The organism is Methylobacterium sp. 4-46, from assembly GCF_000019365.1.
Taxonomy (GTDB): Bacteria; Pseudomonadota; Alphaproteobacteria; order Rhizobiales; family Beijerinckiaceae; genus Methylobacterium.
The window spans coordinates 1506635-1528835 of sequence record NC_010511.1 but is presented as its reverse complement, the minus strand read 5'-3'; the positions used below and the strand labels follow the sequence as shown (position 1 = coordinate 1528835).

Genomic DNA, 22201 nt, shown 5'->3' with positions numbered 1-22201 from the left:
TTTATTAGCCGGCTCAAACTCGCTCTCCGGCGCCGTTCCCCTGCGGCGCGGCGCGGCGTTCCCCGACCGGCGAGCGCGTCCTGCGCGAGATAAGTTTCGCGGCTAACCATTTTCACCACGGGTTGCTCCCGGGCTGGACGGCGCTGCCCGCCTCCTGGCGGCGCAGGTGCTCGGCCTCGAGCCGGCGCTTGAGGAAGCGGCCCGGATCGTCCGTCATGGTCGCGAGCCAGTGCCGGTCCGCGCGGATCTCCTTGGCCTCGAAGCTCTTCGAGACGCGGCGGACCTCCCGCTCGACCACCTGCGAGACGCTGGCGAGGCCCGCGCCGCTGCGCCCGCCCCCCTCCGCGTCGCTCGCCGATCCCCGCGCGCGCCCGCGTCCGGGATCGACGGCGCGCTGCTCGGCCTTGCCGGTGCGCGAGGCCTTCGAGGTGCCGGGCGCGTCGGCCGCCGCCGAGGCCTCGCGGTTGCCGGCCAGCCCCTCGCCGAAGGAGGCGTTGCCCGGGTCGTTCTCGTCGCTGGTGGCCTTGGCGTCGTAGCGCGTGGTCTGGTCGGCGCGGGCATTGGCCTCGCCCGCCGCCTGCTGGCCGAGGGTGAGGTGCTCGTCGAGGAGGCGGGCGACGAGGTCGCGATTGGCGCGGGCATCCTCGTTGCCGGGGTCGCGCGCGAGCAGGGCCTCGTAGGCCTTGAGCGCCCCGTCGAGGTCGCCCGCCATGGCGAGCGCGTTGCCGCGATTGTAGGCGGCGGCGCGGCCCCGCGCCTGCCCGAAGGCCTCCGCGGCCTCCCGGTAGCGTCCGGCCGCGTAGAGCGCCGTGCCGCGCCAGCCCGGATCGTCGGCGACCCGCACGGCGAGGCCGGGCAGGCCGGCGGCGAGGAGCGCGCGCCCGAGGCTCGCCCGCGGCACCGCGAGGAGGCCGAGCGCCGCGAGGGCCCCGGCGACCGCCAGGGCGCGGGCCGCGCTCCCGGGGCGCGGGCGGCGGCGCGGCCGGATCGCGGGCAGGACCGCCTCCATCAGGCCCCCCTCCGGAACAGCAGCAGGGCGGGCGCCAGCGCCCCGAGGAGCAGCCAGCGCCCGAGATCCTGCCAGGCCAGCACGGCGAGGCCCCCGTCCGCGAGGTGCCGGGCCGCGGTCTCGCCGACCGCGCCGAGGACCGGGGCGGGCGCGTCGAGGTCGGCCGCGACGCCACCCCCCGCCGCGGCGAGGCGGTCGAGGGCGGGCCGGTCGGGCCGGGGCGCCTCCGGCGGCAGGGCCGGCGTCGGCACGAACAGCGCGTGCAGGCGGTGGCCGTCGCCCGACAGGCCGCTCGCCTCGCGCCGGGCCGCCTCGTCCACGCCGCCCCCGTCGGAGACCAGCACCACGTCCGCCCCGACCGCGCCCATCTCCGCGAGGGTGCGGCGGGCGAGCGCGAGGCCCCGGGCCGGGCGGCTGCCGCGGTCCGGCACCGTGGCGCCGTCGAGGGCGAACAGGATAGTGCCGAGGGCCTCCCGGTCGGTGGTGGGCGTCGCGGCCAGGTAAGCGTCGCCCGCGTAGACGACGAGAGCGACCTGCCGGGTGCCGGCCGCCTCGGCGAGGCTCTGGGCGACGCCCCGCACCTCGTCGAGCCGCCCGCCCTCGGCCACGGAGCGGGACAGGTCCATCACCAGGATCGTGGCGTCGAGGTTGCGGAATCCCGCCGCGTCGCCGCGCTGCACGGCCGGGCCGGCGAGGGCGAGGGCGAGGAGGGCGGCGGTGGCCAGGAGGGCGGCCTGGCCCGCCCGCCGCCGCCCGGGCAGGACGGCGCCCCGCGCCGTCAGGCCCGCGAGCAGGCGCGGCTCGATCGCCCGCACCCAATCCCCCAGGGGGGCGGCCCGGAACGCCGCGCGCCACGCGAGGAGGCCGAGGAGCGGCAGGGCGAGGAGCCACCAGGGGCGCAGGAGGGTGAGGGCGTCGCTCATGCCGTGCGCCTCGCGAGCAGCAGCGAGAGGGCGGTGAGGAGGGCGAGGCCGCCCGGCCAGGGCCAGAGGTCGCGGCGCAGCGGCACCGGCGGCGCCTTGGCGCGGCCGCCCTCGACCTCGTCGATGGCATCGGCCACGGCCGCGAGGTCGTCGGTGGTGCGCACGCGGAAGAAGCGCCCGCCGCTCGTCGCCGAGACGTCCCGCAGGGCCTCGGTATCGACCACGTCGGGGTCGCCGTCCGCGTCCGAGAGGTCGCGCGGCCCGAGCGCGATGGTGTGGACCCGGATGCCGAGGTCGCGGGCGAGGCCCGCCACGTCGTGCGGCGTGGTCTGGCCAGCATTGTTGGCGCCGTCCGAGAGCAGGATCACCACCTTCTCCCGCGCCGTGGCGGCGTCGAGGCGCTTGAGCGCGAGGCCGAGCCCGTCGCCAATGCCGGTCGAGCGGCCGACGAGGCCGATCTGGGCCTCCTCCAGGGCGTGCACCACCGCGGCGGTGTCGAAGGAGAGCGAGGCCGCCACGTCGGCCTGGTCGGCGAAGATCACGAGCCCGATCCGGTCGCCGGCCCGGCGGCGGATGAAGTCCGCCCCGACCTGCTTGACCGCCGCGAGGCGGGAGACGTTGCGCCCGTCGATCGAGAAATCGACCCGCTCCATGCTGCCCGAGAGGTCGAGGGCCAGCATGATCTCGCGGCCCGAGGCCGGGAGGGCCGTCGCCGGCAGCACCAGCCGGGGCCCGGCGAGCGCGACCACGAGGCAGGTCCAGAGAAGTCCCGCGAGGAGCCGGCGCCGCCGGGCCGCCGCGCGCAGATCCTCGGCCCGGCCGATCCGGCCGATGATCGAGTCCGGCACCAGGAGCGCGCCCGCGCCGCCCGCCCGCTCCGGCGGCGCGAGGCGGGCGACCAGGAGGGGCAGCGGCAGGAGGAGCAGGGCGAGGGGCGCCGCGAAGTCGAAGCCGCCGGGCAGGAGGGCGCCGAGGAGGGAGGCCATGGTCAGGCCCGGATCCGCGAAAGGAGCCGCGTCAGCCCCGCATCGACCGCGTCGAGGTCCGGCGCGGCGGGGGCGTAGAGGTCGCGGGTCAGCGCCCGGCCGGGCCCCGCGGTGAAGAAATCGGTGCGCAACAGGCGGTCGAGGGCGACGGCCCGGTCCTCGGGCGACCGCCCGCCCACCCCGTCCTCCGCTCCGAGCGCCCGGGCGAGGCGTGCCACGAGGCGCGCCTGCGCGAAGAGCCGCGCGGGCGGGTCGAGGCCGCGCGCGGCGGCGAGGTCGGCCAGAGCGGCGCGCCGCACGGGGGTGCTTTGCCGGCTCATCAAGCGCCGCGCCGCGACCGCCAGGGCGGCGAGCGCGAGGCCGAGCGCGATCGCCGCCAGGACGGCGAGGTCGAGGCCGCCCGGGTCGGGAGGCGCGTGCAGGCCGCGCAGGTCGGCGAGCGCCGCGCGCAGCGCCGGCGCGGCGCCGTCGTCACAGCACGGCATCGAGGCGCTCCATCAGCGGGGCGAAGGATTCCGGGCCGCCCTCGCTGTCGAGCCGCACGCCTTCGAGCCCGGCCCGCGCCCAGCGGGAGAGGCGGTCGTCGGGCGGCGGCGCGGCGCGCCCGGCCGCGGCGGTGCCCCGGCGCCCGTCCGGCGTGGCGAAGGGGTAGAGGCCGGGGGGCGGGGCGCGCTCGAAGGCGTCGCTCACCAGGATCAGGCTGAGCGAGACCCGCTCGGCGAGCGCGGTCAGGGCCGCCGCGAATCCCTCTCCGGGTTCATCCAGGGAGCTCGCGATCACGAGGTGTCCCCCCGCCGGCAGCAGGGTCTGGGCGCGGGCGAGGGTGGCGAGCAGGGGCGGGTCCCGCGCCGGGGGCGCGGCGAGCGCCAGCGCGTGCGCCCGGGCGAGGGCGCCGGCGAGCGCCCCCATGCCGCGCCCGCCGCCGGTCGGGCGCAGGACCACCGGCTCCGCCTCCGTCGAGGCGACCACGAGGCCGATCCGCCCGCCATCCTCCACGATGCGCCAGCCCAGGAGGGCGAGCGCCTCCGCCGCCGCCACGGAGCGCAGGGCCCGCCGCGTGCCGAACAGCATGGAGGGCCGGAAATCGGCCAGCAGCACCACCGCCCGGTCGCGCTCCTCATGGTGGGTGCGCGTGTGCAGGACGCCCGTCCGCGCCGTGGCGTTGCGGTCGATGTGGCGGACATCGTCCCCCTCCGCGTAGGGGCGCACGTCGTCGGGCTCGGAGCCGCGACCGCGGCGCCGGGTCACGATCCCGCCCGGCAGGCCGACGAGGCTGCGCGTGGCGAGGCCGCCGCCCCGGCGGGCGAGGTGGCGAAGGCCCATCAGGGCGGCCGCGTCGACCGCGACGCCGGGCTGCGCCAGGGGATCGTCGGGCGGGGAGGGGCGGGCCACGGCGGGAGGCCTCAGAGGGGCCGCACCCGGTCGAGCAGCCCGGCCACCAGGGCGCGGGCGGTCTGGCCCTCGGCGGCGGCGCGCCAGGTCAGCGCGAGGCGGTGCGAGAGGGCGTCGGCGGCCAGCGCCGCCACGTCCTCCGGCACCACGTGGTCGCGGCCGTGCAGGTAGGCGCGCGCCTTGCCGGCGATCATCAGGGCGAGGGTGCCGCGGGGGGAGACCGGGTGCTCGATCGCGGCGCGCAGGTCGGGCGCCGCGCTCTCGCTACGGGTCCCGGCCACGAGCCGCACCAGGTAGTCCTTGAGGGCCGGGGAGACGTAGGTCCGGAGGGCGGCGGCGCGGGCGGCGCGCAGGTCCTCGGCGGTGAGGCGCAGGGGCATCGGCGCCACCTCCGCGCTCATCTCCCCCTCGACCAAGTCGAGGATGCGCCGCTCGGAGGCCTCGTCCGGCATCTCGACGACGACGTGCAGCAGGAAGCGGTCGAGCTGCGCCTCGGGCAGCGGGTAGGTGCCCGCGTGCTCGATCGGGTTCTGGGTCGCCACGACCATGAAGGGATCGGGCAGGGGATGGGTGGTGCCGGCCACCGTCACCTGGTGCTCGGCCATGGCTTCGAGGAGCGCCGACTGCACCTTGGGCGGGGCGCGGTTGATCTCGTCGACCAGCACCAGGGAGTGGAAGAGCGGGCCTGCCAGGAACTCGAAGCGCCCGCCATCGGGCCGCCACACCGTGGTGCCGGTGAGGTCGGCCGGCATCAGGTCCGGAGTGCATTGCACGCGCGCGAAGCCGGTATGCAGCCCGTCCGCGAGGCGCTTCACCGCCCGGGTCTTGGCGAGGCCGGGGGCCCCCTCGATCAGCAGGTGGCCGCCGGTGAGGAGCCCGATCAGCAGGCGCTCGACGAGCCCGCTGCAGCCGATCAGCCCCTCCTCGAGCCCGGCCCGGAGGGTGAGGACGCGCTCGCGCAGCGCCCGTCCCTCGGCCCGTCCCGCGGCCTGCCCCTCGTCGGGCGGCACCGGGCTTCCGGGCCCGGGGAGGTCCGCGTTCCTCATCGGGTTCCGCGCCCGCGCATCGCTCGTGGCCCCGCGCACCCCACCATCCGGCCGCCTCCTCGGGCGGGCCTTGTCGCTCGGCCCGCTCTCGCGGGGATTGAGGCCGCGTCTTCCCTCACGCGTCAATCCCGACCCCAGTCCAAGACAACACGTGTTCGCGAGGCGGGCGGCGCGCCCTCGCCCGGCCGCAGCCGCTCGGGACGATGCAGCAGCAGCGCGATGAGGAGGGCCTGCCGCCTGGAATCCCGGGACGCGTCCGGCCGCGACAACACGGCGCGGGCGAGCACGCTCCCGGCGACCGCGGCGCGGATGTCGAGCCGGTAGGCGCCCCCGATCGCGATCCGCTCGACCGCCGGATCGGCGAGGATCAGGTCGATCGCCTCGTCGAGATCCGCCTCGACGATCTCGTGGCGGGCGAAGAGGTCGAGGAGCGTCTCGCCGCCGGGCGGCCCGTCGGGGTCCCGCCACAGGATCTGGATGGCCGGCATCGGGGGGGCGCTCACGACAGGGCCTCCTCGATCGCGCCCCCGGCCGCGGCGGCGTCCGATTCGGGGACGCCGCTGACTGCGGCGGCGTCCGGCTCCCAGAGGCCGCCGCCCCGGTAGCGGCTGAGGCGCCCCTCGGGCGTGATCCGCACGAGGTGGATCCACCGCTTCTCGACGAGGTCGCTGAGGGCTGCGTGCTGGGCGGGGCCGCCGCCGGGAGCGGATCCCAGGAGCCGGCTCATCATTTCCCGCCGCACGGCGCGCTCGCAGGCCTCGTGCAGGATCAGGTCGCGCGCGAGACGGAGCAGGCGCGCGGGGCAGGGACCGGCGAGGGAGGCCGGCAGGCGACCGACGGCCGCCAGCAGCAGCAGCGGCGCGGCGGCGAGGATCCAAGCGAGGAGCCGGAACATCGGGGTCATCCCGGGCGCGGACGACCCTTCAGGTATGCCGGATCACGGCGTTCAGGAAATTCAAATATTGAGCGGTTTCGTTCTGTTTTGTAAAAGAACTGTGTGGCGACGCCGAATGATCAAGCGGGTCCCGTATTCGGCCACGTCCTGGCGCGCGCCGGTCATCCGCGCCGAGGTCGACGCCATGGCCATGCTGCGGCTGCGCGCGGTTGGGCGCGGGCGTCGCCCTGGTGCCGCCGACCCGTGGTCCAGGACGAGTTCCCGGCGGGTCTCCTCGTGGCGCGCTGCGGCGTCCCGGAGTGATCGAGCGCGTCCACGCCATCGTTCAGGCCCGCCGCTGCCCAACCCGCTCCTGACCCTGCTGCTCGAGCCCCCGGACGGCCAATTGGCCAGACCCTTACGCTGCTAAAAGTTGCATTCCGTCAAATTGGTCGAGACCTCTACCGCAAGGTCTAATCCGCATGAGTGCGTTGCTAGACAGGTATATCCCGGTCGCGGAAAGGTGAAATTAACGGTTTCTCACTAGCGTCTGCAGGGTGAGCGGCGGGCGAGCCCGGGCTCGGACCTGCGCCGGCAGGGCACCCCGTGCTTCGGGGCCGCGCCGCGCCGGGCCCGCGGACCGCCCGTCGGGGACCGGCCCGGCCGGCCCCGGCTCACCACGGCTGCGCGAGACGGTCCGCCCGGAGCGGACGGCCCGAAGGATACGACCATGTTCCGCCAGAAGACCTACAACCCCGCCCAGGCCCGACTCGACGCCCTGAATCGCTCCCTCGCCAGCATCGAGTTCGACCTGGACGGCACCATCCTCGACGCCAACCCGAACTTCCTGTCGGTGGTCGGCTACGGCCTGGACGAGGTCAGGGGCAAGCATCACCGCATCTTCTGCGAGCCGGCCTACGCGGGGAGCCCCGCCTATGCGGGGTTCTGGGCGCGGCTGAAGGCCGGCGAGTTCCACTCCGGCGAGTTCCAGCGGGTCAACAAGGCCGGCCACCGCGTCTGGCTGGAGGCGAGCTACAACCCGGTGCTCGGGCCGGACGGCCGGATCGAGCGGGTCCTGAAGGTGGGTTCCGACATCACCGCCAAGAAGGACGAGGTCAGCCGCCTGATGACCATGATCGACGACATGCCGGTCGCGGTCATGACGGCCGATCCCAAGAACGAGTTCCGGATCAACTACCTCAACCAGACCTCCCGGCGCACGCTCGGCGCCATCGAGCAGTACCTGCCGGTGAAGATCGCGGACATGATCGGCTCTTCGATCGACGTGTTCCACAAGAACCCGCGCCATCAGCGCGAGATGCTGAAGGACGCGCGTCACCTGCCGTACCGGACCAAGATCCGGGTGGGGCCGGAGACGCTGGAGCTGCGCGTCTCGGCGATCCACGGCCCGGACGGCAGCTATGTGGGGCCGATGCTGACCTGGTCGATCATCACCGCCCAGGCGCGCATGGCGGACGACGTCGCGCGGGTCGTCGGCGCCCTGCGCGACGCCGTGGAGCGCATGCAGCACACCTCCGAGGGGCTCGGCCGCTCGGCCGAGAATGCCCGCGACCGCGCGAGCTCGGTGGCCACCGCCTCGTCGCAGATGAACGACTCGATCCGCGAGATCTCCGGCCAGGTCGGCCGCGTCTCCGAGCGCGCCCAGCAGATCGCCCAGCAGGCCGAGGCGACCGACAGCACCGTCCGCCAGCTGGCCGAGGACGCCCGCAAGGTCGACGCGGTGGTGGGGATGATCAAGTCGATCGCCAGCCAGACCAACCTGCTCGCGCTCAACGCCACGATCGAGGCGGCCCGCGCCGGGGCGGCCGGGCGCGGCTTCGCGGTGGTGGCGAGCGAGGTGAAGGAGCTCGCCGGCCAGACCGCCAAGGCGACCGACGACATCACCCGGCAGATCGCCGACATCCAATCCTCGACGGGCCACGCCGTCGAGGCGATCCAGACCATCGCCACGGCCGTGGCCGAGCTGTCGAAGCTCACCCTGGCGATGGCGAGCGCCGTCGAGGAGCAGTCGGCCGCGACCGAGGAGATGTCGGGCAATATCGGGGGCGTCTCGGCGGCCGCGAGTTCGACCGGGGAGCTGGCCGGGTCGGTCCGCGCGATCGCCGGCGATCTCGCGGAGCACTCGGCCGACCTCAGCGGCAGCGTTGAGAAATTCCTCAAGGCGGGATGAGGCCGCCCGGCGTCCCACCCCGTCAGGCATCCGGGACCGGCGGGTGACGCGCCTGAACTGTCCTCGCACCCGCGTGCCCTTGCGGCATATGTTCGGATGCTGTAATGAAATGCGGATTGATCGGCTCCAGGCCAGACGAATGAGCGCCTCCAAGAGCGAGGCTGGCCGTTCTCGTGCCGCCTCATCGCTCCACGCCCGCTCTCGGCGTCGATTGTTCTGGAGTGACGCTCGGTCCGCGACGCTGAACTTGCCACGATCCGCGTGATCCACGCATCCCCGCCGCGACCGACGCCGGAGTTCGCCCTCGATGAACGTGACTCGCCTCGCCCGCACGCTTGCCGCAGCCGCCCTGATCGCGTGCGGTGGCGGGCCCGCGCGGTCGTCCGGGACCCCCTGGCAATTCGAGCCGATCGCGAGCATCGGCACGCGCGGCACGGAGGCGGGCCAATTCGAGTATGTCGAGGATCTCGCCCTCACGCGGGACGGCAGGATCCTGGCCACCGACGCCGCCCATGCCTGGGTCCAGGCCTTCGACAAGACGACCGGCCGATTCCTCGGCCGGTTCGGCGGCAGGGGCGACGAGGATCACCATCTCGAACGGCCGGAAGGCATCGCGGTCGACGAGGCCGGCAACGTCTTCGTCGCCGATCACGCGTCGGGGTTCATCAAGAAGTACGATCCGGCCTTCCGCTGGCTGGTCACCTTCGGCGGCTACGGGGCCGGCGCGGGACAGACGATGCGCTCGGAGTTCATGGACATCCATGGCGGCCGGCTGTTCGTGCCGGAGGCCGGCACGCACCGCGTCAGCGTCTTCGACCTCGACGGCGCGCATGTCCGCGCGTTCGGCCGCCGGGGCGCGGGGCCGGGCGAGTTCGACTCCCCGGAGGCCGCCAAGGTCTCGCCCGACGGCCGCCTCTTCGTCACGGACCTGCGCAACGACCGGCTCCAGGTGTTCGACCCGGAGGGCCGGCTGCTCGCGGTCTGGGGACGGACCGGCACGGGGCCGGGCGAGTTCCGCTCCCCAGCCGGCCTCGGCTTCGACCGCGACGGGAACGTCTACGTCAGCGAGATCGGCAACAGCCGCGTCCAGGTGCTCGGCCCGGACGGCCGTTTCCTCGGGATGTGGGGCGTGCCGGGCTCGGCTCCCGGGGCCTTCTCCAACCTTCACGGGGTTCTGGTCGACCGCGACACCGGCCTCGTCTACGTGGCCGATACCGGCAACTTCCGCATCCAGGTCTTCAGGCGCGTCGGCGCGCCGAGCCACTGAGGTCCCTTCCCGAGAGGCTGTGATGGACCGCCGGGGCGGCAGATGAACGTCAGGACCAAGCTTCTCGTCAGCCTGCTCGCCATGGCGGCCCTCTGCGGCGGCTGCGGGGCGGTGGGGCTGCTCTTCCTCGGCCGGGTCGATGCCAGCGTGTCGCGCTTCTCGGAGGTGGCCACCCCGCTCCTCGCCGAGAGCACCGCCCTGGTCGAGGAGGTGCAGCGCATGAGCGGCGCGTTCCTGGCGGAGATCGGCCACGGCCGGCGCGAGCCGGACGGCGGCCCGACCCTGCGCGCCATGGGCGAGGATGCGGGGCGGCGCCTCGGGCGCATCGGTTCGCTCGGGCGCGAGTGGCTGGAACCGGAGCTGATCGCGCGCGGAACCCGCAACGCGCAGGATTTCACGCGCCTGTCGCTCGACCTGATCGCCGCGCACCGCCGCCGCGAGGAGACCCTGGCGGCGACCGAGGCGCGGGCGCGGGAGGCCCTCGCGCTGCAGCAGCAGATCGACGCCAAGCTCGTGCGCATGGCCGCCCTGGCCGAGATCGCGATGGCCCGCAGCGAGGACGAGGCCAAGGTCGAGGCCCAGACGGGACGGGCGACGGTCGAGAGCCTGGGCGAGCGCTTCACGGCCACGATGACCGGCACCTTCCCGACGCTTCAGACGGTCTACCGGCTGGTCCGCCTCAGCAGCGAGATCCGCAACGCCGCCGCGACCGCGCTGGCCCAGACCGATCCCGAGCGGCTGGCCGCCGAGCGGCGCCGGATCGAGTCCGGGCTGCGCGGCGCCGGCGTGAGCCTCCGGCAGATCGCGGGACGGATCCGCGTCCTCGGCCAGGAGGAGGCCGACCTCGCCGCCCTGAGCCAGACCTTCGTCGCCCTCGAGGCGTCCCTGCTGCGCGAGGACGGGGCGCTCGCCTCCCACGGCTGGAGGCTGGCGCTCGATGCCGGGCTCGCCGAGGGGCGCGGCCGGCTGGAAGCGCTGGAGCGGGACTTCTACGGCCTGATCGCCCGGATCGACCGGGCGGTGAGGAGCCGCAACGAGGCCGCCCGCACCGAGGCGGGCGCGAGCGTGCACCGGGCGAAGCTGATCATCCTGGCCCTCACCGGGTTCGCCATCCTGGCCAGCACGGTCCTGGCGCTTCGCCTCGCCGCTGCCGTGACCGGGCCGCTGGCGCGGCTGACGCAGGGCGTGCTCGACGTCCGGCCCGAGAGCATGGACGTCGCTGTGGACCCGGCCCTGGGTGCCCGCGCGGACGAGTTCGGCATCCTCGCCCGCTCCTTCGACACGATGCTGCGCGAGGTGCGGCAGGCCCGCCAGCAGCTGCTCGCGGCCTCGGAGGCCGAGATCCGGCTGCAGTTCGAACGCCTGGACGCGGCGGTCGCGAACATGTCGCAGGGCCTGTGCATGTTCGATGCCGGCGGGCGGCTCATCATCGCCAACGAGCGCTACCGCGCGATGTACGGCCACGCCCCCGACGAGGTGCGGCCCGGAACCAGCCTGACGGCGCTCCTGAAGGCGCGGATCGCGCGCGGGTGCCAGCTCAAGGCGGGCCAGCTGGACGCGGCGGAATGGCTCGCCGCCCACCGCACCGGGCAGGCCCACGTCCGCATCGACGAGCTCGCGGACGGGCGCGCCATCGCGGTCAGCCTCCAGCCCCTGCCGGACGGCGGCTGCGTGGTGACCCACGAGGACATCACGGAACGGCGCAGGGCCGAGGAGCGGATCGCCTTCCTGGCCTACCACGACGTGCTGACCGGCCTTCCCAACCGGGCCCGCTTCACCGCCGCCCTGGTCGCCGCCCTCGACGGCCGCGGCGCGCAGGCCGCGATCGCGGTGCTCTACCTCGACCTCGACCACTTCAAGGCCGTCAACGACACGCTCGGCCACCCGGTCGGCGACGCGCTCCTGCAGGCCGTGGCCGGGCGCATCCAGTCCTGCCTCCGGCCCCAGGACCTCGTCGCGCGGCTCGGCGGCGACGAATTCGCCATCGTGCAGGTGGGGCCGGACCAGCCGGCAGGCGCGAGCGACCTCGCCGGCCGGCTGATCGCCGAGGTCGGCAGGCCCTACGCGCTCATGGGCCACCACGTGGTGGTCGACACCAGCGTGGGCATCGCCCTGGCCCCGGCCGACGGCACCGCCCCCGACCGGCTGATGAAGTGCGCGGACATGGCCCTGTACCGGGCCAAGGGCGACGGGCGCGGCGCCTACCGGTTCTTCGAGCCCGCGATGGGCGCGCAGATGGAGGAGCGGCGCGCGCTGGAGATCGACCTGCGCCAGGCCGTGCGGGAGCGGGCGTTCCACCTCCACTACCAGCCGCTCCTGAACCTGCGGACGAACCGGGTGAGCGGCTTCGAGGCGCTGCTGCGCTGGACGCACCCGCACCGCGGCCCCGTGCCGCCCGACGGGTTCGTGCCGCTCCTGGAGGAACTCGGCCTCATCCGCGAGGTCGGGGCGTGGGTGCTGGAGACGGCCTGCCGGGACGCCGCCGGCTGGCCGACGGACGTCAAGGTCGCGGTGAACCTCTCGGCCCTGCAGTTCCGGGAGCGGGCCGTCGTGCGGGACGCCGCCGCCGCGCTGGAGGCGTCGGGCCTGCCGCCCGGGCGGCTGGAACTGGAGATCACCGAGACGGTCCTGCTCCAGGACACCGACGAGACCCTGGCGACGCTGCACGCCCTGCGCGAGAGCGGCCTGCGCATCTCGATGGACGATTTCGGGACCGGCTATTCGAGCCTGAGCTACCTGCGCAGGTTCCCGTTCGACAAGATCAAGATCGACCGCTTCTTCGTGCAGGACCTGGAGACCAAGGCGGATTCCGCCGCGATCGTGCGGGCGGTGACGGGCCTCAGCCACGCCCTCGGGAATGACCACGGCGGCCGAGGGCGTGGAGACGCACCGCCAGCTCGAGAAGCTGCGGGCGGAGGGCTGCACCGAGGTGCAGGGATTCCTGATCAGCCGGCCCCGCCCCGCCGCCGAGGTCGGGGCGATGCTGGAGCAAGCCGGCGCGATCTTCGTGCCGCGGGCCGCCTGACGGCCCGCCTCGCGGGCGGCCCGACGGCTCGCCTCCGCTCCCCGACCGGAGGCCGGGGCGGCCCCGATCAGGTGTTCATCGAGTCGAAGAAGTCCTGGTTGCTCTTCGTCTGCCGCAGCTTGTCGAGCAGGAACTCGATCGCGTCGGTCACGCCCATCGGGTTGAGGATGCGGCGGAGCACGTAGGTCTTCTTGAGGGTGTCGGGCGGCACCAGCAGCTCCTCCTTGCGGGTGCCCGAGCGGGTGATGTCGATGGCCGGGAAGGTGCGCTTGTCCGCGACCTTGCGGTCGAGGATGATCTCGGAATTGCCGGTGCCCTTGAACTCCTCGAAGATCACCTCGTCCATGCGCGAGCCGGTGTCGATCAGCGCGGTCGCGATGATGCTGAGGGACCCGCCCTCCTCGATGTTGCGGGCCGCGCCGAAGAAGCGCTTGGGCCGCTGCAGGGCGTTGGCGTCGACGCCGCCGGTGAGCACCTTGCCGGAGGACGGCACCACCGTGTTGTAGGCCCGCCCCAGGCGGGTGATCGAGTCGAGCAGGATCACCACGTCGCGGCCGTGCTCGACGAGGCGCTTGGCCTTCTCGATCACCATCTCGGCCACCTGCACGTGGCGGGTCGCCGGCTCGTCGAAGGTGGAGGCGATCACCTCGCCCTTCACCGAGCGCTGCATGTCGGTGACCTCCTCGGGCCGCTCGTCGATGAGCAGCACGATCAGGTAGCATTCCGGGTGGTTGATGGTGATCGACTGGGCGATGTTCTGCATCAGCACCGTCTTGCCGGTGCGCGGCGGCGCCACGATCAGCGCGCGCTGGCCCTTGCCGATCGGCGAGACGATGTCGATCACCCGCGGCGAGAAGTCCTTGCGGGTGGGCTCGCTGAGCTCGAGCTTGAAGCGCTGGGTCGGGAACAGCGGCGTCAGGTTGTCGAAATGGACCTTGTGCTTGATCTTGTCCGGGTTCTCGAAATTGATGGTGTTCACCTTCAGGAGCGCGAAGTAGCGCTCGCCGTCCTTGGGACCCCGGATCGGCCCCTCGACGGTGTCGCCGGTGCGCAGGCCGAAGCGGCGGATCTGGGTCGGCGACACGTAGATGTCGTCCGGCCCCGGCAGGTAGTTGGAATCCGAGGAGCGCAGGAAGCCGAAGCCGTCCTGCAGCACCTCGACGGTTCCGGCCCCGATGATCTCGACGTCCTTGGCAGCGAGCTGCTTCAGGATCGCGAACATCAGTTCCTGCTTGCGCATGGTCGAGGCGTTCTCGACCTCGACCTCTTCGGCGAAGGCGATCAGCTCGGTCGGCGTCTTCGACTTCAGGTCCTGGAGCTTCACCTCCCGCATGGGGGGCGTGAAGGTCTCGACGGGGGCGATGGTGTCTTCAATCATCGGCTATCGGGGTGTGAGAGCAGTGCGGGGAGGTGTCATCTCAGGATCGTCTCGGCCGGAGCGGCCCGAGCGGGGCTTGTGCCTGGACCGGAAGACCGGCCGCGGAGCTTTGCCCGTTGTCCCGGAAGGTCACGATGGGTGAGCCTGTGGCTCGCGAGCGACGTGACCTGACTTTTAGGAGGGAGTGCCTTTATGTAGCGGTTTCTGGTGCTGGACTCAAGACCCTGTCCGGGAAAAGGGCGGCGGGGCCGGCTTGGCGGCGCCATCACGCGCGCGGGGCGCGTCGGGCGCATTCACATCGGTCGGTTTCGCCTCGCTTCGGCTGGGGATTCGGCCTCAGGGCGCGCCGCGGCGGCGCAGGCGCACGTAGAGCGCGCCGCTGCCGCCGTGGTGGTGGGCCGCCTCCTCGAAGCCGAGGACGAGGCCGCGCAGGTCCGGCAGGCGCAGCCAATGGGGCACGCTGCGCCGCAGGACACCGCGCTCCGCGAAGGGATCGTCGCCGAGGGCTCCCTTGCCGGTCACCACGAGGACGAGGCTGTGCCCCGCCCCGCGGCAGCGGTGCAGGAAGGCGACGAGTGCCGCGTGCGCCTCGCCCTGACGCAGCCCGTGCAGGTCGATCACCGCGTCGACCGGCCGCGCGCCGCGCCGCAGGGCGGTTCGCACCCGCCGCTCGATCGGCGCGAGGGGCGGCAGGGCGGGCCTGGGCCGCGGCGGCGCGGGGGGCGGCGGCTCCGGGGCGGCGGGCGGGGGAGGGGAGGGCGCCGCGGCGAGGGGCGGCGGCTCGGGCGGCAGCGCGCGGCCCTGGAGCGGCGTGACCTGCCGGGCGATCTCCGCCCAGAGCCGGCGCTCGTCCGCGGTGAGGCGCCGCTCGCGCGGGCGTCGCGGGCCGGTCACCGGACCGGCTCCGGCATCGCCCCGCCCGGGGGCCGCGGCAGCAGCACGACGAAGCCGACCGCCTCCCGCACCAGGCCCGCCGCGCGGCCCGCCTCCGCGCCGGTGCCGAGATAGAGGTCGCCGCGGGCGGGGCCGACGATGGCGGTGCCGGTATCCTGGGCGATCACCATCCGGCCGAGGGGCTCGCGCCCGCCCTCGGGCCGCGGCAGGCTCCCCTCGAGCCAGAAGGGCAGGCCGTAGCGCCAGAGCGCGGCGTCGACGGCGAGGCTGCGCCCGGGCGTGAGCGGCACCCCGCCCCCGCCGCGGGGGCCCGGCGCGTCCGGGGGCACCTCCTCCAGGCGGAAGAACACGTAGGCGGCGTTGCGGCGGATCAGGCGCCGGGCCGTCTCCGGATGCGCGCGCATCCAGCCGGTCCAGCGCTCCAGGGTCAGCCCTTCGAGGGGCAGGTGCCCCTCCGCGACGAGGAGCCGGGCGACCGAGGTGTAGGGCTGGCCGTTGCGCCCGTCATAGGCGAGGCGCAGAGCGCGCCCGTCCGGCAGGCGCACCCGGCCCGAGCCCTGGACCTGGAGCAGCAGGAGGTCGACTTCGTCGCGCAGGTAGAGGAGCGGGCGGGCCCGGTCGCCGAGCGCCCCGTCGGCGATCGCGGCCCGGTCGGGATAGGGCCCGTAGCCGCCGTCGAGGCGCCGGGCGGCCCGCAGCGCCGGGTCGAGGCCGGGCGCCGTCTCGCCGGGCGCGAAGGAGACGAGGTCGTCCGGCCGGGCGAGGGCCGGGACGGGGAACTCGGCGGTCGGGACCGGGGAGCCCGGCAATTCCGGCTCGAAATAGGCGGTGAGGAAGCCCGCCCGCCGCTCGGCCGGATCCTCGCGGCCCGGCCGGGTGACGCGGTAGGCGGTGAAGCGGCTCTCGAAGAAGGCCCGCGCCGCGGCGGCCTCCCGCGGCGCGGCCGCGCAGGAAGCCGCGAGGTCCTGGCTCGGGCTCCCCGGCCCGCCCTCGGCCGGGACGGCGCGGCTCTCCTGCGCGCAGGAGGCGCGGAAGGCGGCGAGCGCCTGCCCGAGATCGTCGGCGCCGAAGCCCGGCAGGCTCGCGAGCGCCACCGGTTCGAGCACGGCCTCGCCGACGCGCAGAGCCTGCCCCCGCGCCCCGGGCGCGGCGAGACACGCCGCCAGGACGAGGCCCGGGAGGAGGGCGGGCAGGGCCGGTCGCGGTGGCATGCCGAGAGGCCCCGCCCCGCCCTCACTGCCCGGCTTCGGTGGCGACGAGCTGCCAGTTGGGGTCGCGGCTGCCCAGCGTCCGGGCGAAGGTCCAGACGTCGGTCACGTCCACGACCGTGTCCGGGCTGCCGTCGACCACCGCCCCCTGCGCGTTGCGGGTGGCGGTGATCAGCTTCGAGAGGTAGCGCACGGTGATCTGGGCGACGCGGTTGCGCAGGTCGACGCCGACGATCTCGGCCCGGTCGATCGACACGAAGGTCGTCTCGACGCTCTGGCCGGCGCGCTCGCGGGCCTGGATCGCCCGCTCGAAGCCCTCGGCCACCTCCCGCGAGAGCAGGCTCTTGAGCGTGCGCCGGTCGCCCTTGGCGAAGGCCATCACGATGGTCTCGTAGGCGATCTTCGCCCCGTCTGTGAAGGCGCGGGGGTCGAAGCCGGGCTCCTGCTGCAGCACGAGGTCGAGGCCCCGCGCCGCGGCCGAGTTCGGCTCGACCACCCCCTTCCAGTTGCGCGGCACGGTGGCGACGGGGGCGGCCGCGGTCCGGTCCCCGCCGGCCGGCAGCCGCACCACGTTGTCCTCGCGGGCGGCGGGCGGCGGCTCCTCCCGCCGGCGCACCAGGGGGTTGAACGGCGGCCGCTCGTGGCCGGTCTTCTGGCCGAGGACCGCGCGCAGCTTCCAGATCACGAAGACCGCAAGCCCGAGGAAGATGAGGGTCGTAAGGTCGAGGGAGTCCTGCATCATCGATCCGATCGTGGCGGCGGCTCGCGCTCCGCCCGGGCCTCAGGGCCTGCCTGGCGGCTTTGGCATCGGCCCCCGTCGAAGGCAAGCCGCACGCCGGGCCGAGGCCGGCGCGGCATCCCGCACCAGACCCCTCCTCCATATGGGAGGGGCGGCCCGCGGCTTCCAGGCGCGGGCGGGGGGCTCTCGCGCGGGACCGCCCGCGTGACGCAGGGGAAGACAGGCTGCCGGGATGACGCGCCCCCCGCGCTTGTTCGAGCAAGGCGGGCATGATAGCGGCTTCGCGGCCGGAGCGCGCGCGGCTTTTCGCGCCAGCGCGGCCCCAGTCCGGTTCCGCCCACACGATTCTCGAAGGAAACATCCACCATGGCCGATTCTCCGTTCCCGAACGGCAACGGTGGCGCCGCGGCGCAGCCCGACGACCTCACGCCTGCCCTGAACGCGCTCGCGCAATATGCCAAGGATCTCTCCTTCGAGAACCCGAACGCGCCGCGCTCGCTGCAGCCGCCGGCCGGCCAGGGGCCGCAGATCAACATTCAGGTGAACGTCAACGCCCGCCAGCTCGCGGAGGCGGATTTCGAGGTGGACCTGCATCTCGAGGGCGACGCCAAGATCGGCACGGACGTTCTGTTCGCCTTCGAACTCACCTATGCGGGGATCTTCCGCCTGCGCAACATTCCGCAGGACCAGATCCATCCGGCCGTGATGATCGAGTGCCCGCGCCTGCTGTTCCCCTTCGCGCGGCAGATCATCGCCGATGCGGTGCGCAACGGCGGCTTCCCGCCGCTCTACATCGACCCGATCGACTTCGTGGGCCTCTACCGCCAGAAGGCCGCCGAGGCGCAGGCGCAGGCCGGCCAGCCGCTGGTCTGACCGGACTGGCGGGACGGCGGACCGGGGCGCGCCCGGGGAAGCCCGGCGCAGGGGCGGGTCTCCTCGCCCGCCGGGACCGCGTCGGGCGCCGACGCGCCGCGGCGGATCTTGGAACGCCGCCGCGGATCGCGGCCGCGCCGCGTCGGTGCGCGAGGTCACGCGCCGCCGCGCACGCGGCGCTTCTTCTGCTTGGCCCCGGCCGGCTTCGCCGCGGCCGGCTCCCCGGCCCCGACGCCCTCCGAAGGCCCGTGAGCCTCGGGTGGGCCCTCCGCCCGGGGCGGCGCCTTGGCGTCCGGCGCGGTGCGGGCCTCGCGGGCGATCATCTCGACCATGCTCTGCGGCAGGCGCACGAAGTGACCGGTCCCGTGGCCGGTCCGGTCGAGGATCTCGGCGAAGACCGGACGATGGGGTTCGTGCCCCGCCTCGCTGAGGGCGCAGGGGCGACGCGGCAGTTCGCTCAACCGTGCGGCGAGTTCCTTCGGCACCCAGGCGCTCACCGGCATCCCTCCCGATCCCCTATCGACCCGCCGGGGTTTAGACAGGTTTCGTTAAGGATGGCCTGACGCGGCGGGCCGGCGGTTCCGGGGCGCTCGGCTCCTCAGATCCGTCCCGCCGGCCGGCGAATCCGGGTTGACCGGATCCCGCCGATTTCCTAGAGCGATCCGGCAGGGAGACGTGGCCGAGCGGCTGAAGGCACTCGTTTGCTAAATGAGCAAGCCCCGAAAGGGGCTTCGAGGGTTCGAATCCCTCCGTCTCCGCCAAGCCTCAAGCGCAAGGCTTTGAACGAGGGTGTTTTTCGGTGCGCTGACCCGAATTGTCACCTGAATCAACGGCACGGTGCCGACGCTCCCGCCTGCCAGCGCCCTGGACCGCGCCCTCCTGGCACGCCGTCGGAATAGCCACCGTCGAACCAAGCCGCTGCGCGGCGACGCGGCTCGCTGACCACCTCTCAAGGAAGCGGACGTTCCACACCCTCGGGGCCTGGCCGCTGATCGCAGCGGCCCGGACCTGAACGCCCCGCGCCCCAGCCCTCCGCAGGGCGCGCCCGTGCCCCGCCGGCAGAAAGCCACCTCGCACAGATCGCGGCATCGGCCTCCGCCGTGCTGCACCGAGATCCAAAGCGCGCGGCCGAGCCGCCGCGGCCGGTCGGCCGTCGGTTCACCGAAGCGTGTTCGGCCGCCCGGGTCGGCGCCGCGCGCTCCCGCTCTAGATGCTCGGCGCCATGCAACCATGCCGAGAGGAATGCTCCGCATGATGCCGACCCGCCGTGCCGTGCTCGCCGGAGCGGCCGCCTGCCTCGCGCCGGCGGTGGGCCGCGCCGAGGCCGCGCCGCTGCTGCGGCGGCCGATCCCCGCGACGGGCGAAGCGGTGCCGGTGATCGGGATCGGCACGTCGCGCCGCTACGACGTCGCACCGTTGCCCGACGCCGTGGCCCCCTTGCGCGAGGCCGTGAGCCGCTTCGTCGATCTCGGTGGGCGGGTGATCGACACCGCGCCGGATTACGGCCGGGCGGAGGAGGTGCTGGGCGTCATCCTCTCGGAGGAGACGCTTCGCGACAAGGTGTTCCTCTGCAGCAAGGTGGCGGCGGAGGGGACCGAGGCGGGGCGCGCCCAGATCGCGCGCTCGTTCCGGCGGATGCGCACCGAGACCATGGATCTGATCGCGGTGCACAACCTCATCGACGCGGACACGCAGCTCGCGGAGCTGCGGCGGCTCAAGGACGCCGGGCGCATCCGCTACCTCGGCGCGACGACCTGGGTCGAGCGCCAGTACGGCGACCTGGAGGCCCTGATGCGGCGCGAGCGCCTCGACGTGATCCAGGTCAACTACGCCATCGACGCGCGCCAGGCCGCCGAGCGCATCCTGCCGCTCGCGCGCGACCGGGGCGTCGCCGTGATGGTCAACGTGCCCTTCGGCCGCGAGCGGCTCTTCTCCCTGGTGCGCGGCCGTGAGCTGCCCGCCTTCGCGGCCGAGTGCGACTGCGCGTCCTGGGCGCAGTTCTTCCTCAAATACGTCCTCTCGCACGAGGCGGTGACCTGCCCGGTGCCGGGCATGGCGCAGGCCCGCTACGTCGAGGACAACCTCGGGGCCGCGCGCGGCCGCCTTCCTGACGCAGCGCAACGCCGCACGATGGAGGAGTTCATCGATGGCCTCTGACCCGAACCGTCGCGCCGTGCTCACGCTTGCCGCGGTCGGCGCGCTCGCGGGCGCGCTGCCGGCCCGCGGCCAGCCGCAGAAGATGCCGGTCGGGGTGATCGGGGCGGGCAACATCGGCAGCACCATCGGAGGATTGTGGATCAAGGCGGGGCACCCGGTGCTCTTCGCCTCGCGCCACCCGGAGGAACTGGCGGATCTCGTGAAGGAGCAGGGGCCGCAGGCCAAGGCCGGCACCGTCGCGCAGGCGCTCGCCTTCGGCGGGGCGGTGCTGCTCGCCGTGCCCTACAAGGCCTATCCGGACCTCGGGCGGGACTACGCGCGGGCCCTCGCGGGCAAGATCGTGCTCGACGCCGGCAATGCCACGCGGGCGCGCGACGGCGATCTCGCGGCGGAGGCCGAGGAGCGGGGCATCGGGGCGACCTCGGCGAAGTACCTCTCCGGGGCGCGGATCGTGCGGGCGTTCAACGCGGCGAACTCCAAGGTCTTTCGAACGAACGCCCACCGCTCCGGCGGACTCATGGCTGTGCCGCTCGCCGGCGACGACGCCGAGGCCGTGGCGGTGGCCGAGGGTCTCGTGCGCGATGCCGGCTTCGACCCCGTGGTGGTCGGCCCGCTCGACGCGGCCAAGCGCTTCGCGATGGGGAGCCCGGGCTTCGGCCTCGACGTCACCGCCGCCGAGGCGCGCAAGGCTTTCGGACTCGTCCCGTGAGGAGGGACGCGACACCCGCGACGAGCGGCCTCGGCGCGCAGGCGCCGGGCTGGCTGCGGCGGCTGATCGACGTGCGCCCCGGGGAGACGTCGGCCCTGGCCTGGTCCTGGCTCTACATCTTCTCGATCCTGTCCTCGTACTACGTGATGCGGCCGATCCGCGACCAGATGGGCCTCGCAGGCGGGCTGGAGAACCTGCCCTGGCTGTTCACCGCGACGCTGCTCGGCATGCTGACGCTCAACGTGCCCTTCGCGTGGCTGGTGCGCACCCTGCCGCGCGCGCGCTTCGTGCCCCTCACCTACCGCTTCTTCGCCCTCAACATCCTCCTGTTCGCGGGCGCCATCGCGCGCGCGGAGGGCGAGCAGGTGGTGTGGATCGGGCGGGCCTTCTTCGTCTGGCTGTCGGTCTTCAACCTGTTCGTCGTCTCGATCTTCTGGGCGACGATCGTGGACGTGTTCGACACCGAGCAGGGCAAGCGGCTGTTCGGCTTCATCGCGGCGGGCGCGACGCTCGGGGCCATCGCGGGCTCGGCGTTCACGGCGGTGCTGGCGCGGGACGTGCCGACCGCCGTGCTCCTCCTGGCTGCGGCCCTCCTCCTGGAGGTCGCGGTGTTCAGCATGCGCGGGCTCGCGCGGCTCTCGGACGCGCTGCACCGGCGGTCGGGCGCCGGCACGCAGGCCATCGGCGGCAGCGTGACGGCGGGCATGACCCGCGCGCTGCGCTCGCCCTACCTCCTGGCGATCAGCCTGATCCTGCTGCTCTACTCCATCACCTCGACCTTCCTGTACTTCGAGCAGGCGGGGATCGCCAAGCGCAGCTTTCCCGACCGCGGGGCGCAGACCGCCTTCTTCGCCAGCGTCGACTTGGCGGCGAATGCGCTGACGCTGGGCATCCAGTTCTTCCTCACCGGGCGCATCGTGCGCCGGATCGGGGTTGGTCCGACGCTCGCCATCCTGCCGACCGTGACGCTCATCGGCTTCGCGGTGCTGGCGCTGGCCCCCACGATCGCCGCCGTGGTGGTCTTCAACGTGCTGCGGCGCGCCGCGAACTTCGCGGTCGCCAAGCCCACGCGCGAGGTGCTGTTCACCGTCCTCGACCGGGAGGACCGCTACAAGGCCAAGAGCTTCATCGACACGGTGGTCTACCGGCTCGGCGACCAGGTCGGCGCGTGGTCGTACGACCTGACCGGTCTCGCCGGCCTCGGCCCCGCAGCGCTGCCGCTCATCGCGGTTCCGCTCTCCTTGATCTGGCTCGGCGCCGGACTCTGGCTCGGGCAGCGGCAGGAGACGCTGGCGCGCAGGCGGGATGCCGTGGAGCCTCGCTGACGGAGGAGGATGGTCTCTTCGCCAGAAGCGGTCTCGGCATATGATGCCGGCCATGACATATTCCGCCCTTAGGTCCCCCGAGCCCAACCATGAAGGGAGCAAAGTGTGAGAGGTTGACACGATCTAATTCATACCGGCGCGCCTTTGACGTGATCCGCTCAACAGAAAGTCGCTATGCCAGCGTGCCAAACTCTGACCGCATGCA

General features: G+C 73.8%; 20 protein-coding genes, 1 tRNA gene and 1 pseudogene. 9 read left to right on the top strand and 13 right to left on the bottom strand.

Going from position 1 to position 22201, the window contains the following annotated elements; genetic code table 11:
- Window positions 1-112: 112 nt before the first annotated feature.
- The 8 genes from M446_RS06580 to M446_RS06545 form a co-directional block, all read right to left on the bottom strand.
- Window positions 113-1009 carry a tetratricopeptide repeat protein gene (locus M446_RS06580; protein ID WP_012331321.1) on the bottom strand — a complete coding sequence of 299 codons (897 nt, stop codon included), beginning with the start codon at window positions 1007-1009 and terminating at the stop codon, window positions 113-115.
- A complete protein-coding gene (locus M446_RS06575) occupies window positions 1009-1932 on the bottom strand; it encodes a vWA domain-containing protein (RefSeq protein WP_012331320.1) in 924 nt (307 codons plus the stop codon). Before M446_RS06575 ends, M446_RS06580 begins: the two co-directional genes overlap by 1 nt.
- Entirely contained in the window at window positions 1929-2918 is a 990-nt protein-coding gene (locus M446_RS06570) for a VWA domain-containing protein (protein WP_012331319.1), read from the bottom strand. The genes M446_RS06575 and M446_RS06570 overlap by 4 nt, the downstream gene beginning before the upstream one ends.
- A 2-nt stretch (window positions 2919-2920) precedes the next feature.
- Window positions 2921-3403, bottom strand: a complete 483-nt coding sequence (locus M446_RS06565) for a DUF4381 family protein (protein ID WP_012331318.1) — start codon at window positions 3401-3403, stop codon at window positions 2921-2923.
- Window positions 3390-4310: a DUF58 domain-containing protein gene (locus tag M446_RS06560; protein WP_012331317.1), complete on the bottom strand. Its 921-nt coding sequence runs from the start codon at window positions 4308-4310 to the stop codon at window positions 3390-3392. Before M446_RS06560 ends, M446_RS06565 begins: the two co-directional genes overlap by 14 nt.
- A gap of 11 nt (window positions 4311-4321) precedes the next feature.
- Complete coding sequence (locus M446_RS06555; RefSeq protein WP_236728769.1) at window positions 4322-5356, bottom strand: AAA family ATPase; 1035 nt, start codon at window positions 5354-5356, stop codon at window positions 4322-4324.
- A gap of 122 nt (window positions 5357-5478) precedes the next feature.
- On the bottom strand, window positions 5479-5859 hold the full coding sequence (locus M446_RS06550; RefSeq protein ID WP_018262208.1) for a hypothetical protein: 381 nt from the start codon (window positions 5857-5859) through the stop codon (window positions 5479-5481).
- Window positions 5856-6251: a hypothetical protein gene (locus M446_RS06545; RefSeq protein ID WP_012331314.1), complete on the bottom strand. Its 396-nt coding sequence runs from the start codon at window positions 6249-6251 to the stop codon at window positions 5856-5858. Before M446_RS06545 ends, M446_RS06550 begins: the two co-directional genes overlap by 4 nt.
- Window positions 6252-6960: 709 nt before the next feature.
- On the opposite strand from M446_RS06545, the gene M446_RS06540 reads away from it, so the two are divergent.
- From M446_RS06540 to M446_RS38760, 4 genes and pseudogenes are all read left to right on the top strand, one after another.
- Window positions 6961-8421 carry a methyl-accepting chemotaxis protein gene (locus M446_RS06540; RefSeq protein ID WP_012331313.1) on the top strand — a complete coding sequence of 487 codons (1461 nt, stop codon included), beginning with the start codon at window positions 6961-6963 and terminating at the stop codon, window positions 8419-8421.
- A 307-nt stretch (window positions 8422-8728) separates the two neighbouring features.
- The gene (locus M446_RS06535; RefSeq protein ID WP_012331312.1) at window positions 8729-9688 is read left to right on the top strand and encodes an NHL repeat-containing protein; all 960 of its coding nucleotides are present in this window, start codon (window positions 8729-8731) and stop codon (window positions 9686-9688) included.
- A gap of 42 nt (window positions 9689-9730) precedes the next feature.
- Window positions 9731-12484 (top strand): annotated as a pseudogene (locus M446_RS06530) (EAL domain-containing protein); the annotation flags it as partial.
- A gap of 61 nt (window positions 12485-12545) precedes the next feature.
- A complete protein-coding gene (locus M446_RS38760) occupies window positions 12546-12713 on the top strand; it encodes an EAL domain-containing protein (RefSeq protein WP_265576636.1) in 168 nt (55 codons plus the stop codon).
- A 67-nt stretch (window positions 12714-12780) separates the two neighbouring features.
- Here M446_RS38760 and rho read toward each other — a convergent pair whose 3' ends face one another.
- The 4 genes from rho to M446_RS06510 form a co-directional block, all read right to left on the bottom strand.
- Complete coding sequence (gene rho / locus M446_RS34870; protein ID WP_012331310.1) at window positions 12781-14091, bottom strand: transcription termination factor Rho; 1311 nt, start codon at window positions 14089-14091, stop codon at window positions 12781-12783.
- Between the two features lie 336 nt (window positions 14092-14427).
- Window positions 14428-14985 (bottom strand): Smr/MutS family protein, encoded by a 558-nt coding sequence (locus tag M446_RS06520; RefSeq protein ID WP_012331309.1) that lies wholly within the window; start codon window positions 14983-14985, stop codon window positions 14428-14430.
- Entirely contained in the window at window positions 14982-16196 is a 1215-nt protein-coding gene (locus M446_RS06515; RefSeq protein ID WP_012331308.1) for a murein transglycosylase A, read from the bottom strand. The genes M446_RS06520 and M446_RS06515 overlap by 4 nt, the downstream gene beginning before the upstream one ends.
- Before the next feature lie 22 nt (window positions 16197-16218).
- Entirely contained in the window at window positions 16219-16932 is a 714-nt protein-coding gene (locus M446_RS06510) for a Tim44/TimA family putative adaptor protein (RefSeq protein ID WP_026190848.1), read from the bottom strand.
- Between the two features lie 366 nt (window positions 16933-17298).
- On the opposite strand from M446_RS06510, the gene secB reads away from it, so the two are divergent.
- Window positions 17299-17805 (top strand): protein-export chaperone SecB, encoded by a 507-nt coding sequence (gene secB, locus M446_RS06505; protein WP_012331306.1) that lies wholly within the window; start codon window positions 17299-17301, stop codon window positions 17803-17805.
- Between the two features lie 155 nt (window positions 17806-17960).
- On the opposite strand, the gene M446_RS06500 is transcribed toward secB, so the two are convergent.
- Complete coding sequence (locus M446_RS06500; RefSeq protein WP_012331305.1) at window positions 17961-18308, bottom strand: hypothetical protein; 348 nt, start codon at window positions 18306-18308, stop codon at window positions 17961-17963.
- Window positions 18309-18474: 166 nt separating this feature from the next.
- Here M446_RS06500 and M446_RS06495 point away from each other — a divergent pair.
- From M446_RS06495 to M446_RS06480, 4 genes are all read left to right on the top strand, one after another.
- Window positions 18475-18566, top strand: a tRNA-Ser gene (locus M446_RS06495).
- Between the two features lie 490 nt (window positions 18567-19056).
- On the top strand, window positions 19057-19962 hold the full coding sequence (locus M446_RS06490) for an aldo/keto reductase (protein ID WP_026190852.1): 906 nt from the start codon (window positions 19057-19059) through the stop codon (window positions 19960-19962).
- Window positions 19952-20671: an NADPH-dependent F420 reductase gene (locus M446_RS06485; RefSeq protein WP_012331303.1), complete on the top strand. Its 720-nt coding sequence runs from the start codon at window positions 19952-19954 to the stop codon at window positions 20669-20671. The genes M446_RS06490 and M446_RS06485 overlap by 11 nt, the downstream gene beginning before the upstream one ends.
- A complete protein-coding gene (locus M446_RS06480; RefSeq protein WP_012331302.1) occupies window positions 20668-21996 on the top strand; it encodes an NTP/NDP exchange transporter in 1329 nt (442 codons plus the stop codon). Before M446_RS06485 ends, M446_RS06480 begins: the two co-directional genes overlap by 4 nt.
- Window positions 21997-22201: the final 205 nt, after the last annotated feature.